The organism is Bradyrhizobium sp. STM 3566, from assembly GCF_045571445.1.
In the GTDB taxonomy this organism is placed as follows: Bacteria; Pseudomonadota; Alphaproteobacteria; order Rhizobiales; family Xanthobacteraceae; genus Bradyrhizobium; species Bradyrhizobium vignae.
In genome coordinates this window covers 1,913,517-1,928,548 of sequence record NZ_CP120692.1, presented here as the reverse complement: position 1 = coordinate 1,928,548, position 15,032 = coordinate 1,913,517, and the positions used below count along the sequence as shown (strand labels likewise).

At 64.6% G+C, this 15,032-nt stretch carries 13 protein-coding genes; 4 read left to right on the top strand and 9 right to left on the bottom strand.

The annotated features are described in order from the left end of the window. Window positions 1-68: 68 nt before the first annotated feature. The 7 genes from P6U27_RS09160 to P6U27_RS09130 all read right to left on the bottom strand — a co-directional run bounded on the left by P6U27_RS09160 (window position 69) and on the right by P6U27_RS09130 (window position 8,867). The gene (locus P6U27_RS09160) at window positions 69-887 is read right to left on the bottom strand and encodes a hypothetical protein (protein ID WP_407193890.1); all 819 of its coding nucleotides are present in this window, start codon (window positions 885-887) and stop codon (window positions 69-71) included. Between the two features lie 138 nt (window positions 888-1,025). Next, window positions 1,026-2,807: an ABC transporter ATP-binding protein gene (locus tag P6U27_RS09155; RefSeq protein ID WP_407194430.1), complete on the bottom strand. Its 1,782-nt coding sequence runs from the start codon at window positions 2,805-2,807 to the stop codon at window positions 1,026-1,028. A gap of 207 nt (window positions 2,808-3,014) precedes the next feature. Beyond that, window positions 3,015-3,941: a glyoxylate/hydroxypyruvate reductase A gene (locus P6U27_RS09150; RefSeq protein ID WP_209295714.1), complete on the bottom strand. Its 927-nt coding sequence runs from the start codon at window positions 3,939-3,941 to the stop codon at window positions 3,015-3,017. Window positions 3,942-3,949: 8 nt separating this feature from the next. Next, window positions 3,950-5,278, bottom strand: coding sequence for an NAD(P)/FAD-dependent oxidoreductase (locus P6U27_RS09145; RefSeq protein WP_407193889.1), 1,329 nt, complete (start codon window positions 5,276-5,278; stop codon window positions 3,950-3,952). Between the two features lie 40 nt (window positions 5,279-5,318). Continuing rightward, complete coding sequence (locus tag P6U27_RS09140; RefSeq protein WP_209295716.1) at window positions 5,319-6,194, bottom strand: ABC transporter permease; 876 nt, start codon at window positions 6,192-6,194, stop codon at window positions 5,319-5,321. A gap of 3 nt (window positions 6,195-6,197) precedes the next feature. Beyond that, entirely contained in the window at window positions 6,198-7,148 is a 951-nt protein-coding gene (locus P6U27_RS09135; RefSeq protein ID WP_122401886.1) for an ABC transporter permease, read from the bottom strand. A gap of 27 nt (window positions 7,149-7,175) precedes the next feature. Continuing rightward, window positions 7,176-8,867, bottom strand: coding sequence for a peptide ABC transporter substrate-binding protein (locus tag P6U27_RS09130; RefSeq protein WP_407193888.1), 1,692 nt, complete (start codon window positions 8,865-8,867; stop codon window positions 7,176-7,178). Between the two features lie 217 nt (window positions 8,868-9,084). On the opposite strand from P6U27_RS09130, the gene P6U27_RS09125 reads away from it, so the two are divergent. Further along, on the top strand, window positions 9,085-9,717 hold the full coding sequence (locus P6U27_RS09125; protein WP_209295718.1) for a cupin domain-containing protein: 633 nt from the start codon (window positions 9,085-9,087) through the stop codon (window positions 9,715-9,717). A 125-nt stretch (window positions 9,718-9,842) separates the two neighbouring features. Here the strand turns inward: P6U27_RS09125 and P6U27_RS09120 are convergent, their stop codons facing one another. Next, window positions 9,843-10,868 carry an AraC family transcriptional regulator gene (locus tag P6U27_RS09120; protein WP_122406495.1) on the bottom strand — a complete coding sequence of 342 codons (1,026 nt, stop codon included), beginning with the start codon at window positions 10,866-10,868 and terminating at the stop codon, window positions 9,843-9,845. A 187-nt stretch (window positions 10,869-11,055) separates the two neighbouring features. Between P6U27_RS09120 and P6U27_RS09115 the strand changes: the two genes are divergently transcribed. The 3 genes from P6U27_RS09115 (at window position 11,056) to P6U27_RS09105 (ending at window position 14,238) form a co-directional block, all read left to right on the top strand. Then, window positions 11,056-11,505, top strand: coding sequence for a cupin domain-containing protein (locus tag P6U27_RS09115; protein ID WP_024339447.1), 450 nt, complete (start codon window positions 11,056-11,058; stop codon window positions 11,503-11,505). Window positions 11,506-11,605: 100 nt separating this feature from the next. Further along, complete coding sequence (locus P6U27_RS09110) at window positions 11,606-13,093, top strand: NAD(P)/FAD-dependent oxidoreductase (protein WP_209295719.1); 1,488 nt, start codon at window positions 11,606-11,608, stop codon at window positions 13,091-13,093. Window positions 13,094-13,164: 71 nt separating this feature from the next. Next, window positions 13,165-14,238: a hypothetical protein gene (locus tag P6U27_RS09105; protein WP_407193887.1), complete on the top strand. Its 1,074-nt coding sequence runs from the start codon at window positions 13,165-13,167 to the stop codon at window positions 14,236-14,238. Between the two features lie 68 nt (window positions 14,239-14,306). Here the strand turns inward: P6U27_RS09105 and P6U27_RS09100 are convergent, their stop codons facing one another. After that, window positions 14,307-14,825, bottom strand: a complete 519-nt coding sequence (locus tag P6U27_RS09100) for a GNAT family N-acetyltransferase (RefSeq protein WP_209295721.1) — start codon at window positions 14,823-14,825, stop codon at window positions 14,307-14,309. Between the last annotated feature and the right edge of the window lie 207 nt (window positions 14,826-15,032).

The following is a 15,032-nucleotide window of genomic DNA, read 5'->3' as shown; positions in this document are numbered from 1 at the left end:
CGTTGCAATACTGCGGCTTGTGCTCACCTACAGTACCAGGCGGGCTTTTTCCGTCACCGCAGTTCACTTCATTGCTCGCTGATCGGCGCTTCATAGCTGCGAGCCATCGTGCCCGCCGCAACTTGAAGCGAAGAACCAACCACCCAACAGCCGGCAACAAAGCCTATCAGGCCGTTAGGCAGGTTTTGGTCAAGGACAAGGATGCTGACGGACATGGTTGCGGCGATCGCCGCGCTGAACGTTCCGGCCGCACTCATGATCTCGACCGGCTCGGAACCGTTCCATTCTTCCGAGATGCTCGACGTCGGCCTCCTTGCAACATTGCCGGACAAATCAATTCCGACGTAATAGCCGAGAGCCCCATAGAGCATCGTTATCAGCACGATCCAGCCGCTTTCAAACAGTCCACCTTTCTGACGTAACAGGGTCGCACCAACATACAGGCCGCAAGAGCCCCCAACGGCTGCCAGTCCGATCCTTTCAAGAAGATGAGCCGTTTTGATCAGACTGGAACGGGCGATCCGGAGATTGCTGACGCGCCTGGTCAAAGAGAAGGCGCTGGAAATTGCGCTGCTTATCTTCATAGGGAGCTCCTTCTGAGCTAGTAGCAGCCTACCGGCCGACCCCGAACAGAAGCTGCGTGAGTTGCGCGATGCCCTTCCATTCCAATTTCTGAAAAGATGCTGAGTGATGGGATTGGCCTGCTCGTGAGCAAAACGGAGCCAATCCAAAGCTGCGAGCATGCGGCTGCGCAGGCATTGCATCTCACCCGAGTTTGGCAAATGTGCGGGTGCGGCAATTTCTTGCGGGAGTGGTAGTTCAGAAACCGAGCGATCGAGTATGAAGCGGTTCACACACTGCTCTTCGCTGTCGCTCCATTCGGTCACATTTTCCGGAGGACGCGTCTGCACCGTCGCGCTAACCGGACCGCGAACACGCTGGATCTGCAACGCGCGGTTGGTCAGGAGCGCCCCGGTCTTGCCGATAATCGAAGATCCGCGCTTGGCATCGTGAAGTTCGCAGTGTCAGCCCGACCACTCCTCACCCCAGACCTGGACGACGTGGCCGGGCGACACTTCTCGATATTGACGCACTGGCGGCTGATAATCCGGCGCGCGCACCGGGCTTCTGATCTCGTCGTTGGATGCTTCGCGGCGCATACCGCGGCGCAACGGGTCGGGCACCGGCACGGCGGCCATCAGCCTCCTGGTATAGGGATGCTGGGGATTGCCGAACACCGAAGCGCGCGGGCCGATTTCGACGATCTCGCCGAGATACATCACGGCGACGCGGTGGCTCATGCGCTCGACCACGGCGATGTCGTGGGAGATGAAGAGGTAGGCAAGGCCCATGCTGGCCTGGAGGTCGAGCATCAAATTGACGACCTGCGCCTTGACCGAGACGTCGAGCGCCGAGACGGCTTCGTCCGCGACGATCAGCTTCGGTCCGAGCGCGAGTGCGCGCGCGATGCAGATGCGCTGGCGCTGGCCGCCGGAGAATTCGTGCGGGAAGCGCGCGGCCATGTCGGCGACGAGGCCGACGCGGACGAGGAGGTCGGCGACCTTGTCGCGCGCCTGCGACGCCGAGGCGAGTCCGTTGGCGAGCAATGGTGCTGCGATCGCCGTTCCCACCGACATGCGCGGATTGAGGCTCGCGAACGGATCCTGAAACACGATCTGCATGTTCTTGCGGAAATCGCGTAGAGCTCGGCCGTTCATGGCCAGTACATCCTGGCCATCGATCAGGACCGTTCCGCTGTCCGGCTCCGTCAGCTTCAGAATGGATCGGCCCGTGGTCGACTTGCCGCAACCGGATTCGCCGACCAGCGCCAGCGTCTCGCCGGCGCGGAGGGTGAAGGAGACGTTCTCGACCGCATGGACGCGGCCCGAGACCTTGCCGAACAGGCCCGAGCGGATCGGAAAGCGCGTGGTGAGGCCTGAGACTTCGAGCAGCGGCCGCTCGGCGGTCGAGACCGTGTCTGGCGTCTCCGCCGGCTCGTCCGAAGTCCCCGTCACCTTGTCGACGATCGGAAACCGCATCGGCCGCGCTCGCCCGTCCATCGAGCCGAGGCGCGGCACGGCGGCGAGCAGTGCCCTTGTGTAGGGATGCGAGGGCGCGGCGAAGATGCGCGAGGTGGCATCGAGCTCGACCGCCTGCCCGCCATACATGACCACGGTGCGATCCGCGATTTCGGCGACCACGCCCATGTCGTGGGTGATGAAGAGGATCGACATCGCCTCCTCGCGCTGGAGCTCCTTCAACAGCTCGAGGATCTGGGCCTGAATGGTGACGTCGAGCGCGGTCGTCGGCTCGTCCGCGATCAAGAGCTTCGGCTTGCAGGCCAGCGCCATCGCGATCATCACGCGCTGGCGCATGCCGCCGGAGAAGCGATGCGGATGCTCGTGGAAGCGCGATGTCGCCGCCGGGATGCGGACGCGATCGAGCAGACGGATGGTTTCGGCTTCCGCCGCCGCGCGCGACAGACCGCGATGCTGGATCAGCGCCTCCGCTATCTGGAAGCCGATGGTGAGCACCGGGTTGAGGCTCGTCATCGGCTCCTGGAAGATCATGGCGACGTCATTGCCGCGGATGTCTTTCATGCTCGCTTCGGGCAGCCCGAGCAAATCGCGCCCCGCAAGCATGATGCGGCCCTCGACGCGGCCGACCTCCTGCGGAATCAGCCGCATGATCGAGAGCGCGGTGACGCTCTTGCCCGAGCCCGACTCGCCGACAATCGCGACGGTCTCGCGCGGCGCGATATCGAACGAGACGTCGCGGACGACAGGGATCCATCTCCGGTCGAGCATAAAGGAGGTGGTCAGGCCGGCGACCGAGAGCACGGGGGCTTCGGCAATGACGGGTTTGGTCGCGGCGCCGCTCACAGATGGACCTCGGAGCCTGCCGCGGAGAAAGTGCGCTCCCTCCCCCGCTTGCGGAGGGTTGGGGAGAGGGTGTCTCCGCAAGCGGGAGAGGTGAACTGCGCTCGTGGCTGCACCGATGCTCCCATCATCACCTCAATAACCGCGCGTGCGATCGACACGCCCCGGCAGCTCCTCGCCGCGGCGGTGACGGGCGATGACGTCGAGCACGAAATCAACGGCCGTATCGGGCGTCGTCATGCTGGCATTGTGCGGGGTCAGCAGGATACGCGGATGGCTCCAGAACGGATGTCCTGCAGCCAGCGGCTCGGGATCGGTGACGTCGAGCACCGCGCCTGACAGCGCGCCGCTGTCGAGGGCCGCAAGGAAGTCGGACTCGACGAGATGCGGGCCACGCCCGACATTAACGAGCCCTGCCCCGCGCGGCAGGCACGCGAACAGATCGGCATTGAGAATGCCGCGCGTCTGATCCGTCAGCGGCAGCAGGCAGACGAGAATGTCGACCTGCGCCAGAAAGTCCGGCAAGGCGTCGGCACCCGCGTAGCAGGTGACGCCCTCGATCTGGCGCGGCGAGCGATTCCACCCCGATAGCGGAAAGCCGAACGCCTTGAGACGTGCGAGCACGGCCTGACCGAGCTGGCCGAGCCCCATCACGCCGACATGCCGGCGCTTGGCCGGCGTGATCCGGATTTCGCGCCAGACCTGCTGCTTCTGCTGATTGATGAAGTGCAGAAGGTCGCGATGCAGCGCGAGCACGGCCATGGTGACGTATTCGACCATGGTCTCGGCGATGCCGGGCTCCAGCATGCGGACCAGCGGAATGTGCGCTGGGACTTTCGAGGTGTCGAACTGATCGACGCCTGCACCAACCGAGAAGACCAGCTCGAGATTGGGAAAGGTCGTCGCGATGTCATCCGGCGGCACCCATGCCACGAGATGGCGGACGTCGGCGGGATTGCCGATGTCGGGCCAGAGCCGGAACGGGATCTCGGGCGCGCGCTCGGCGAACAAGCGCGCCCACTCGGCGCCGCGCACCATGTTGGCCTTGTAGAGAACCGTCATACCGGCCCTCAGAACGGGCTGACCGGCGCGAGCCGCCGACCGTCGATCATGCGCTTGTGGCTGTAGGCGGCGGGATCGACCAGCGGCGTCGAGCCCGTCACGATGTCGGCGGCGAGCTTGCCGGCCGCGGGGCCGATGCCAAAACCGTGGCCGGAGAAGCCGGTCGCGAGGAAGAAACCGGGCAGCGCATCGACCGGCGAGATCACCGGAATCGTATCCGGCGTGCAGTCGATCGTGCCGCCCCAGGCTTCCGCGATCTCGATGTCCTTCAATTCCGGATTCGACTTGATCAGCGCTGCCAGCGCCGAATTGACCAGCGACATGTCAGGCGCGGGATCACGCACGCGCTCGGCCTCGAACGGCGACGGCTTGTCGAAGCTCCAGCGCGTGCCGCGCATGAGCTGGTCGAAGAACGACTTGCCGAACGACAGTTTCAGGCCGTTCCTGCGATGCTGATAGGTCGGCCAGAAGGTGCGCGCGTAGCGGAACAGGTCCGGCGACAGCTCGACCGTGCCGCGGTTTCGCAGCGCCAGCGTGAAGCCGCCGTCGAGGCGGCGGCGGATGCAGTAGAAATCGGTGCCGAGCGCGCCGGAGGTGATCTCCGGCCCCGGCGTGGTCCGGCACGCGGTGGCGTTGACGAGACCGATCGGCAGCTCGATACCGTGGCGGCGGCAGAACAACGAGGACCACGCGCCGCCCGCCAGCAGCACCGCTTGCGTGCGGATGGTGCCCTTCTCGGTGACGACCGCGCTGACCTTCCCGCCTCGCGTCTCCAGGCCGCGCGCGGCGCAGCCCTGATGGATGGTGACGCCGTGTTTTCGCGCGGCGGTGGCGAGCGCGGGCACGGCCATCGATGGCTCTGCGCGGCCGTCGCCGGGCGTGTGCAGGCCGCCGACCCATTGGTCCGCATTCCCAGGCATGCGCTCGGCAACCTCCGCCGGAGTCAGCACGGTGGAGTGGACCTGCTGCTCGCGCGCGATCGCCGCCCAGCGCTCCCAGCTTGCGAGTTCATCCTTGCTCTTGGTGAGGAAGAGGACGCCGGTGCGGCGGAAGCCGGCATCGACGCCGGCATCGTTCTGCATGTCCTCCCAAAGCCGCAGCGCCTCGCGGGCGAGCGGAATCTCCTCGCGCGCGCGGCCCTGCTGGCGGCACCAGCCCCAATTGCGGCTGGACTGCTCGCCGCCGACATGGCCCTTTTCGACCAGCGCGACAGAATGGCCCTTCTTGGCCAGATGATAGGCCGCGGAAACGCCGATGACGCCGCCGCCGATGACGACGACATCCACCTGCGTCGGCAGGCGTTCGTCGCTATTTGTACGGTTGAGCGGCGGGGACATGGGGCACTCCTGGAGGTCAGTTCGATCGAGATCTTGCTCGTCATGGGATGTTCATTCGCGGATCCAGCGCATCGCGGAGGCCGTCACCGAGAAAGTTGAAGCTGGTCACGGCGAGCGTGATGGCGATGCCCGGCGCGATCGCGAGCCAGGGCGCGCTGGTGAGATAGATCTGCGCGTTGTTGAGCATGTTGCCCCAGCTCGCCGCCGGCGGCTGGATGCCGTAGCCGAGATAGCTGACATAGGATTCGAGCAGGATCGCCTTGGCGACGTTGAGCGTCGCAGCGACCACGATCGGTGCGATCGCATTGGGCACCAGCTCGCGAAACATGATCCGTAAGTTCGACGAGCCGAAGGCGAGCGCGGCCACCGCAAACTCACGCTCGCGCAAGGACCGCACCTGGGCTTCGACGACGCGGGCAACCGCCATCCAGGCGGTGGCCGCAATCAGCACGGTGGTGGTGACGAGGCCCGGCTCGGTGAGAGCCGCCAGCGCAAGCAGCAGGAAGATCGTCGGAAAGCACAAGACGGCATCGACCAGCCGCATCAGCACCGCGCCGACCACGCCGCCATAGAATCCGGCGAACGCGCCGACCACGATGCCGGCCGCCATCGCGATCACCATCGCGACGATGCCGATCGAGAGCGAGACACGCCCGCCCATCATCAGCCGCGCCAGCACGTCGCGGCCGAGCTCGTCGGTGCCGAGGATGTGCGCGCCGGAAAGCGGCGGCGCGAACCGTTTCATGATGTCGATATAGGTGTCGTCGAACGGCAGCAGATACGGACAGAAGGCCGAGCCGAGCACGAGCACCAGGATGATCACGGCGCCCGCGAGCGCCAGCCGGTGCCGGCGGAAGCGCCGCCATGCGGCCTGGCCGGGCGCCAGCTGGGCGGTGGAGAGGACTGCGGTCGCCATCGCCTAGCCCACCCGAATGCGCGGATCGACCACGGCGTAGAGGATGTCGGCGAGCAGCGAGCCGATCAGCACCATCGTCGCCGAGAACATCAGGATGCCCATCACCACGGGATAGTCGCGATAGCCGATGGAATCGAGGAACAGCCGGCCCATGCCGGGCCAGGTGAACACGGTCTCGGCGACCAGCGCGCCGCCGAGCAGCGTCGGCAACTGAAGGCCCGCCACCGTGATCATCGGCAGCAGCGCGTTGCGCAAGGCATGCACGGTGAGGATGCGCCATTCCGGCATGCCCTTGGCGCGCGCAGTGCGGATGTAATCCTGGTTGATGACCTCGAGCATCGAGGAGCGCATGAAGCGGCCCCACATCGCGGTCTCGACCAGCGCCAGCACCATGGCCGGCGCGATCAGATGATGCAGCAGGTCGAGAAAGGAGCCGTCGCCAACGGTCTCGCGGTTGCCGGACGGCAACCAGCCGAGCTTCACCGAGAAGACGTAGATGGTGACGAGGCCGAACCAGAAGGTCGGAATCGACAGCGCGATCATGGCGCCGACGGTGGCGAGCGCATCGAACAGCGAATAGCGGCGCAGCGCGCCGAGGATGCCGATCCAGCAGCCGAGCAGCACCGCGATGATCGTCGCCGTCGCCATCAGCTCCAGCGTGGCGCCGAGATGCGAGGAGATCACCGACAGCACCGCCTCGCCGTCACGGTAGGAGCGGCCCCAATCGCCTTTGAGCATGCGGCCGAACCAGTCGAGATACTGGATCGGGAGCGGCCGATCCAGCCCGAGCTGCCTGGTGACGCGATCGAGATCCTCCTGCGTCATCTGCGCGGAGGCCGCGAATTGCGACAGCGGACCGCCGGGCGCCATATGCAGGACGGCAAAGCCGATTCCCGAGACGATCACCAGCAGCATGATTGCCTGCGCCAGGCGATTGACGACGTAACGGGCCATCTCAGGCGATCCGGCGTGGCCAGGACATCAGGCCCAATACCATTCGCGGATATTCCAGCAGTTGATCGAGGTGTTGATGTTGGGACGGAAGCCCTGCAGGCCCTCCTTGACGCCCTCGGCAATGAACCCCTGAAACAGCGGCAGGATGGCGAGATCGTTACGGATCAGCTTCTGCAGCTCGCCATAGGTCGCCTTGCGCTGTGACAGATCGAACTGCTTGGCGCCTTCGGTGAGCAGCCGATCGGCCTCCGCGCTCCGGTACTGATAGGTGTTGTAGCCGCGCCCGCCTTTGGCGGGAATGGAGCCCGAGCCGAAGCGCGGCGTCACGTCGGGGTCGCTGCCCAACATGAAATTCACGCCCACGATCACCGAGTTGAACTTCGACTGCTGCCAGAAGTCGCCCCAGATCACGGCCGCCGGCATGTTGTTGACGCGCATCGCAGCGCCGATCGCACGCCAGTCCTGGATCAGAAGCTGCTGGGTCTGCTCGCGCACCGCGTTGCCTGACGTCGTGGAGTTGGCGAATTCGAGCTTGACGCCGCCCTTCTCGCGAATGCCACCGGCGCCGCGTACCCATCCGGCGGCATCGAGCAGCGCGTTGGCCTTGGCCGGATCGTATTTATGCTGCGGCAGTCCCTGCTGGAACGACCAGGCCTGCTGCGGCACGAAGCTCTCGGTCTGCTTTGGCAATCCGTAATTGAGCGCATCGATGATCGCTTGCTTGTTGATGGCGAGATAGAGCGCCTCGCGCACCGCGCGATCAGCGAAGGGACCGAACTCCAGATTGGGCGCGATATGCTCCACCGAGGAGGTCGAGGAGACGACGATATTGCGCCCCTTCAGCGTCTTCGCCTCCTGCACGAAGTTCGGCAAGATGCCTTGCAGGCCGGTGTAGTCGACCTGGCCGGTGCGGAACTGGGTGTAGAGCACGGTGAGGTCGGGGATGTACTTGAAGACCACGCGTTCGACGTAAGGCCCCTTGCCGTGATAGCCGATGTGGGCGTTGAGCAGGATGTGGTCCCCGGGCACGCGTTCGCCCCAGCGGAACGGCCCGGTGCCGATAGGCGCATTGTGGAACGGCGAGGCGTTCGGATCGGACACCTTCTCCAGGATGTGTTTTGGCACGATGAAGGTCAGCGATCCCAGGATCGACATGTAGGGCGAATAGGGCGCTTCCATGCGCCAATGGATCTCGTCGGGCGCGACGACCTTGATGTCCTTGACGAGGCTGTGGCCGACGCGACTGCGGGCGCGGAAATTGGGGTCGTTGATCAATTCGAGCGAGAACTTCACGTCCTCGGCCGTGAAAGGCGTGCCGTCGTGCCATTTCACGTCATTGCGCAGCTTGATCTTCCAGGTCAGACCGTCGGCCGATAGACCGCCATTCTCGAGGGTCGGGACTTCGCGCGCGAGATCTGGAACGAAATTGCCGGCGGGATCGATGTACCAGAGCAGCGAGAACACCTGCCACCAGATGCCCTGGTCGACCTCGATGCCCGGCATCAAGGGATGAAAGACGGTCGGCTCCTGCGACAGCGCCGCGATCACCTGGCCGCGCGGCTTGTCCGGCGGATTGGTGGGACGTTCGGTCTGGGCGAAGGCGTTGCCTGAAAGCGTCCATCCCGCTGCGGCGCCCGCGCCGAGCTGGACGAATTGACGGCGATTCGGAATGCCGAGAAGCAGTGCCCCAACGCCACGCTTGCCAGTGTCGTGTGCCATCACCCACTCTCCGTTTCCGCACGCGGCACCGTCTCCCGCGCCCCGAGACCCCGGCAGAGGGACAGGAGTGGGCTTTAGTGCTTCTAAATTTTTCGATCAAAAGTTCATCATGACTAAATACAGCTGTCAATCACATTGCTAGTATGCGCAATCTTTTCACTCTGACTAAAGTCACGGAGCCGATGCCCGAGGCTGAGATGATGCATGGGAGAGCGACATGGATGGTCGCGGCGACACGAACGGCACCAAGGACGCTCCGGCGATCGAAGCTGACGATGCGGTCGACCAGCGCCTGGGTGAAACGGTGCGGCTGCTGCGTCAGCGCGCCGGCCTCTCGATCCAGGACGTCGCCAACAAGACCGGCCTGTCCACCGGCATGATCAGCCAGCTCGAGCGCGCGCGCGCCATGCCGTCGGTCCGTACGCTGCGCCTGCTCAGCATCGCGCTCGACGTTCCCATCTCCTACTTCTTCGAAAGCAGCGATCCCGCCGACGGGCAACGCTACATCGTGCGCAAGAACAGCCGGCGGCTGCTGCGGCTCACCGCCAGCGGCGTCGTCAAGGAAGCGCTGACCCCTGCAGGAAAAGGCCAGCTCGAGCTCTACGAGCTCACGCTCAATCCCGGAGCCTCGTCCGGCACCGACTTCCTGCAGCACACCGGTGAGAAGGCGGGCTACATCCTCTCAGGCAGCCTGCGGCTGTGGCTCGACAACCAGGCTCACCTGCTGGAAGCCGGCGACAGCTTTCGTTTCCCGAGCATCGTGCCGCACATGTTCGACAACCCGACGCAGCAGGTGGCGCGCGCGATCTGGGTGACGACGCTGCTCCAGACCGATTCGCCGTCGGGTTGAGGCGGCACGGAAGCAGAGTTGGATGAGTTTTGGTTGAGTTGACGGCGCCCAGAACTCGGAACACCTATCCTGTAGGGCTCCTGTAGGAGAGGCAAACCGCGAACAGCTGCCCGAGTTCACTTCATCTAGCTCATCCGTCGCCGCAGCGTGGCCGACGGTGTCTCGCCGAATTTATCGCGGTAGGCGCCGGCCATGCGGCCAAGATGGGTGAAGCCGAGATCGAAGGCGATCTCGGTGATGCAGGCATCGGGTGCCGCCTGCGCGAGGCGCGCGTGCAGGCCAGCAAGGCGCATGTCGAGCAGCATCTGCGAGATGGACACGCCGAAGTGACGGCGGAAGCCGAGCTGAAGCGCGCGAATGCCGATGCCGGACACGCAGGCGAGCTGCGCGAGATCGAGCGGCTCGCCGGCATTGTCCGCCAGATGGTCGCGCGCGGCCCGGAGCGCGCGCGGCAAGCGCTCGGCCTGCCCTGAGAACGTTCGAATCGCGTCCGACAGGCCATGCCTCTGCCCGTTGAGGAGATGATCGAGCAGCGCTTCGCGCCAATCGGCCATCGCGACCGGCGACAGCCTGCCGGAGGGACCGACACGCTCGGCGAGCGTCATCAACTCGGCAAGACTGGTCTGCAGGGCCCGTCCGGAGGGCGCGTCGAGTTCGATCACGGGATCGAATTCGACCGTGCCGACCGTCCTGCCCGCCAGCGCCGCGGCTCGCTGCTCGACCATGCGGCGCTCGAGCAGCAGGATCGCTTGGGCGCAGTCGGTCCAGATCATCCGCGTCGGGATCGTCGGCGACAGCAGTGACGCCGTCCGGTCCGGCGCGGAATCGAGTTCACAGCCGCCGGCACGAATGCGGGCGGCGCCAGCCAGCGGGACCTGCACCAGGAAGAAGCGCTCGAGGCAGCCGGGATCGATACTGACCGATCCGCCATAGGCGACATAGTTGATGGAGAAGCCGGCGAAATCAGCGCAATTGTGCCGGGCGGAGAAGCCGGCCGCCCGCGCCTCTCCCGGCTCGAGATCGTGCGGGCAGAAGATGCGCCCGATCTGCTCGGCGGCTTCGTCGACATTGTCGGTGGTGACGCGCGCGAAGGCCGCAAGCCGCTCGGCTGCAGGCGCCCTTGCGTTCATTTCCAGCACGGCTGCGGACATCATCGACCACGCTTCGCGTCACGGAATTGCTTTAAGCCTATAATAGTTCCGCGGATGCGAAAAGAGCGGCTCCTGCAAAATCCTCGTGCTGCATGGCAATGGCGGCGTTCGGATTCGTTTAGCGGATAGACAGGCGCCTATCGCTGGCGAAAGCTCCGTCCCCGCCGGAATCCATGAGGAGCAAGCCATGACTGCACTCGAAAAGGGCATTACCGCTAACGGCACGGGCTATGGCGGCAAGAGCTGGAACATCCTTGGCCAGGTCTATTTCCCCAAAGCCGTGACCGACTCCACCTTCGCGTTCGAGACCAACAGCGATCCCGGCCAGTTCGTGCCGGTGCACATCCATCCGACCCAGGACGAGTTCATCCTGGTGCAGGAAGGCACGCTCGACCTCAAGCTGGATGGCCAATGGGTCAAGGCCCATGCCGGCGACCTCGTGCGCATGCCGCGCGGCATTCCGCACGGCTATTTCAACAAGTCCGACAAGCCGTGCCGCGCGCTGTTCTGGGTCTCGCCGATGCAGAAGCTGGAGGCGCTGTTCAACCAGCTGCACAATCTGACCGACCCTGCCGAAGTGGTGCGTATCTCGGCGCTGCATGAGGTCGATTTCCTGCCGCCCGAGGCCAACGACTAGGCTTCCTCGTCCACTGTCATCTGCTTGCAGGCCTACCGGCCGCGCCTTGCGGCCGAACGTGGCCGCTTGCCCGGAAAACACATCGATAGCGAGCAATCCCATGGTCAGTCCCAAACATGTCTGCGTGATCGGCGCCGGCGTCTCCGGCCTTGCCGCCGCCAAGGCGTTCTCCGGCCGCGGCCACCGCGTCACCATCGTCGAGCGCAGCTCGGATCTCGGCGGCGTCTGGGAGCCGGCGCGCTCCTATCCTGAGGTGCAGACGCAGAGCCCGAAGGAACTCTATCGCTACACCGACCGCGCCATGCCGGATGCCTATCCGGAATGGCCGACCGGGCCGCAGGTCCATGCCTATCTCGCCGACTACGCCAGGAGTTTTGGCCTCGACCGCATGCTGCGCCTCGACACCGAAGTTGCCGGCATGACGCGTCGCGCGGACGGCACACCCGGCTGGACGCTGACCCTGACGAGCAAAGACGGCACGACGAACGAAGACTTCGATTTCGTCGCCGTCTGCACCGGCCAATTCAATGAGCCGCGCGAGCTGCATTGCCCCGGCGAGGACGGTTTTCTGGCGCAGGGCGGCCAGATCCTGCACTCGTCGAAATACGGCGACCCAGTACTTGCAAAAGGACGCCGCGTCGTCGTGCTCGGCGGCTCGAAGTCCGCGACCGACATCGCCGTGAACGCGGTGAAGTCAGGCGCGCGCGAGGTCACGATCGTAATGCGCGAGCCGGTCTGGCGCATCCCTTACTTCATTGGCGGACTCGTGAACTTCAAGCGCATCCTCTACATCCGCGCGCAAGAGGAAATGTTTCTGGGCTGGGGCGCGAGCGCGATGGCGAGATTTGCACATCGCATAGCCGCGCCGCTGGTCTGGGCGAACTGGCGCGGGCTGGAGAGCCTGCTCAAGGCGCAGCTCAAGCTCGGCCGCTGCAAGATGGTCCCGAAGGAGCGGATCGAGGACGGCGTCAACTGCTCGGTGCCGATCGCAACGCCGGGCTTTTATCCGATGGTCGCCGACGGCCGCATCAAGGCGGTGTTCGGCACGTTCGACCGTTATGAAGGCGACAGCATCGTGATGAGCGGCGGCGAGCGCATCAAGGCCGACCTCGCGGTGCTCGCGATCGGCTACAAGCTCGGCGTGCCGTTCCTGCCCGAGGCCTACCGGCAGAAACTGGTCGATGCCGACGGCCAGTACCGGCTCTATCGTCTGATCGCCAACCCCGATCTGCCGGAGCTCGGCTTCGTCGGCTTCAACTCGTCGTTCTGCACCGTGCTCTGCGCTGATCTCGCCGCCAACTGGCTGGTGCGCTACGCCGACGGCCAGCTCGCCAACCAGCCGTCGACCAAGCAGATGCGCGACAACATCGAGATGATGCTGCACTTCAAGCGCGTCGAGCGGCCGGCGGCAGGCGTCTATGGCGGGCTCTGCGTCGCGCCCTATCACTACCGTCATTTCGACGAGCTGATGGCCGACATCGGTGCGAAGAACTGGAAGCGCGGCGGGTTCGCCGGGCGCTTCTCGCCGCCGGACGCGGATATCTACGCGAAGTTCCTGGCGACCGCGCCGGACTACCGGGCCGCGTGAGAGGAAGAATTGCGGCAGCTCGCGTCTGATGCTTACGATCTCCCTGGCCATCGAATCGACGGGAACCAACCATGGGATCGAGACGACTTGCCGCCGCGTTCTTTGCGGCCGCTGCCTTCTTCGTCGCGGCGCCCGTCGTTGCACAGAAAGGCGCGCCAACGCCAAGGCAATCCGAGGCGCTCGCCACCTACGAGCGGGCGCTCGCCGATTTCAAATCCATCCTCGCCGAGCGACGACGCCAGATCGAGGCGAAGGAGCCGCTGCCCAATCTGCCGGGACAGGCGCTCTATCTCGCGCGCGTCGCGGTGATCAGCAGCTACAAGGACCTGACGGACGCCATGCCGGCGCGGATCGGGAGGCCCAACAAGTTCGAGATTCCTCCGGCCTATTTCGACGCCGACATCGAGCCTTTGATCGACGAATATTCGAAGCTGTTCGACATCATGGAGGCGCCGCCTGCCAGCGCGCAGAATTCGCCAACGCCGTTCAAGGACGTCGTCGATCTCGCGGTCGCCATTGCGCGCGCCAGGGGGCTTGCGCCTGAGCATGCGGAGGCCGCGGGGCGCATCAGCCTCGGGCTGTTCTTCGCCGAGACCAACGGCAAGCAGAATGTCCGCAATGCGCGCTCGAACACCTACATGGGCAGCTTCCAGACCGGCCCCTCCGAAGACCGCAACGGCCGCCGGAAATGGGAGGCCGTCAAGGGTGACATCGCCGCGATCGATCCGGCGCTGAGCGCGCGCGACGACAAGGAGGAGGCACGCGCCCGCGGCACAGATCACCGCTTCAACCACTGGACCAACGTGCGGGACGGGCTGATGAACGCGCATGCCGACCTGTTCCGTGAGATCCCGCAAATCGTGAAGACGCTGCCTGATCCGATCGACCAGATGAAGCTGTTCGAACTGATCCAGATCGTTCCCACGCCGACGCGGGCTGCGCTCAAATCGGGCGATCTCCTGAACTATAGGGTGTCCAGCCCCATGATCATGAAGCACCTGCGCAACAATAGCATTTTTGCTTTCGGACAGACCGACCGGGCGCGCACCTCGGCGAGCTTCCGCGAGATCCTCGCTGCGATGTGGCTGTTCAACCGGAAGTTCGAGCGCGCGATGGCGAAGTATGAGGAGATCAAGAGGCGGTAGACGATCACGAAGCTATCACCAGGGACAATCGCATGCGCATCCTCCTCTCGGCAGAGCCAGTTTTCACCTCAGAGCCGCTTGATGAAATGGTAGCGGCGAATGCCACCGCCTAGCGTCTTGTTGGTGGCGGCATCGGCGATCTCTTCGCCCGCGTTCTCGTATCCGGCGTTACGGTACAGCGCCAGCGCATCCTGCTGAAGCTCGGACGTACTCAGCTGCAATTGTAACCGCTTCCGGCGGCGGCATTCCTGCTCCGCAAACGCCAGCATGTTCCGCGCAATTCCCCGGCGTCGCGCGCCGGGAGCGACGTACATGCGCCGCAGCTCCATCGCTTCCCCGCCAACGCTCTCCAGCCCAAACATGCCAACAATTTCGTCGTCGTCGACAGCGACCCAAAAACCGCCGTCCCGGCTCGAATAGTATTCGGCGATTCGATCTATCTCCTCCACGAGCGAGCGAGTGATGTATTTTTCGAACGCCTCCGCCAAATGCGCGGGTGCCAACAGACGATTTACCCGGATGAACAGCTCGCGCACAGGAACCGCATCGAGCGGCGCGAAGGCGCGAATCTGAATTTCAGTTGTCATGCAGCCGCTGCCGCTACTCCGTCCGGATCGGCGAATCCTTCCGGCGCATCAATCACACCGCCTTCGCCAATTCTGGTCGATCATGCGCTCAGTGAAAAGCGATTTGTCATGATGAACCTGCCAAAGGGCACGCCGCCGTTTGCAGTGCAAGGCCTCTGACTGCCATGGCTATGGTGTTCCGCGGCCGGGCATTTGTTGGTAGCCTGC

Excerpts from the sequence above, each read along its gene's own strand:
- P6U27_RS09140 (WP_209295716.1), bottom strand. The coding sequence starts at position 6,194 with ATGGCGACCGCAGTCCTCTCCACCGCCCAGCTGGCGCCCGGCCAGGCC.
- P6U27_RS09125 (WP_209295718.1), top strand. The coding sequence starts at position 9,085 with ATGGATGGTCGCGGCGACACGAACGGCACCAAGGACGCTCCGGCGATC.
- P6U27_RS09105 (WP_407193887.1), top strand. The coding sequence starts at position 13,165 with ATGGGATCGAGACGACTTGCCGCCGCGTTCTTTGCGGCCGCTGCCTTC.
- P6U27_RS09100 (WP_209295721.1), bottom strand. The coding sequence starts at position 14,825 with ATGACAACTGAAATTCAGATTCGCGCCTTCGCGCCGCTCGATGCGGTT.
- P6U27_RS09135 (WP_122401886.1), bottom strand. The coding sequence starts at position 7,148 with ATGGCCCGTTACGTCGTCAATCGCCTGGCGCAGGCAATCATGCTGCTG.
- P6U27_RS09145 (WP_407193889.1), bottom strand. The coding sequence starts at position 5,278 with ATGTCCCCGCCGCTCAACCGTACAAATAGCGACGAACGCCTGCCGACG.
- P6U27_RS09115 (WP_024339447.1), top strand. The coding sequence starts at position 11,056 with ATGACTGCACTCGAAAAGGGCATTACCGCTAACGGCACGGGCTATGGC.
- P6U27_RS09130 (WP_407193888.1), bottom strand. The coding sequence starts at position 8,867 with ATGGCACACGACACTGGCAAGCGTGGCGTTGGGGCACTGCTTCTCGGC.
- P6U27_RS09155 (WP_407194430.1), bottom strand. The coding sequence starts at position 2,807 with ATGCTCGACCGGAGATGGATCCCTGTCGTCCGCGACGTCTCGTTCGAT.
- P6U27_RS09150 (WP_209295714.1), bottom strand. The coding sequence starts at position 3,941 with ATGACGGTTCTCTACAAGGCCAACATGGTGCGCGGCGCCGAGTGGGCG.
- P6U27_RS09120 (WP_122406495.1), bottom strand. The coding sequence starts at position 10,868 with ATGTCCGCAGCCGTGCTGGAAATGAACGCAAGGGCGCCTGCAGCCGAG.
- P6U27_RS09110 (WP_209295719.1), top strand. The coding sequence starts at position 11,606 with ATGGTCAGTCCCAAACATGTCTGCGTGATCGGCGCCGGCGTCTCCGGC.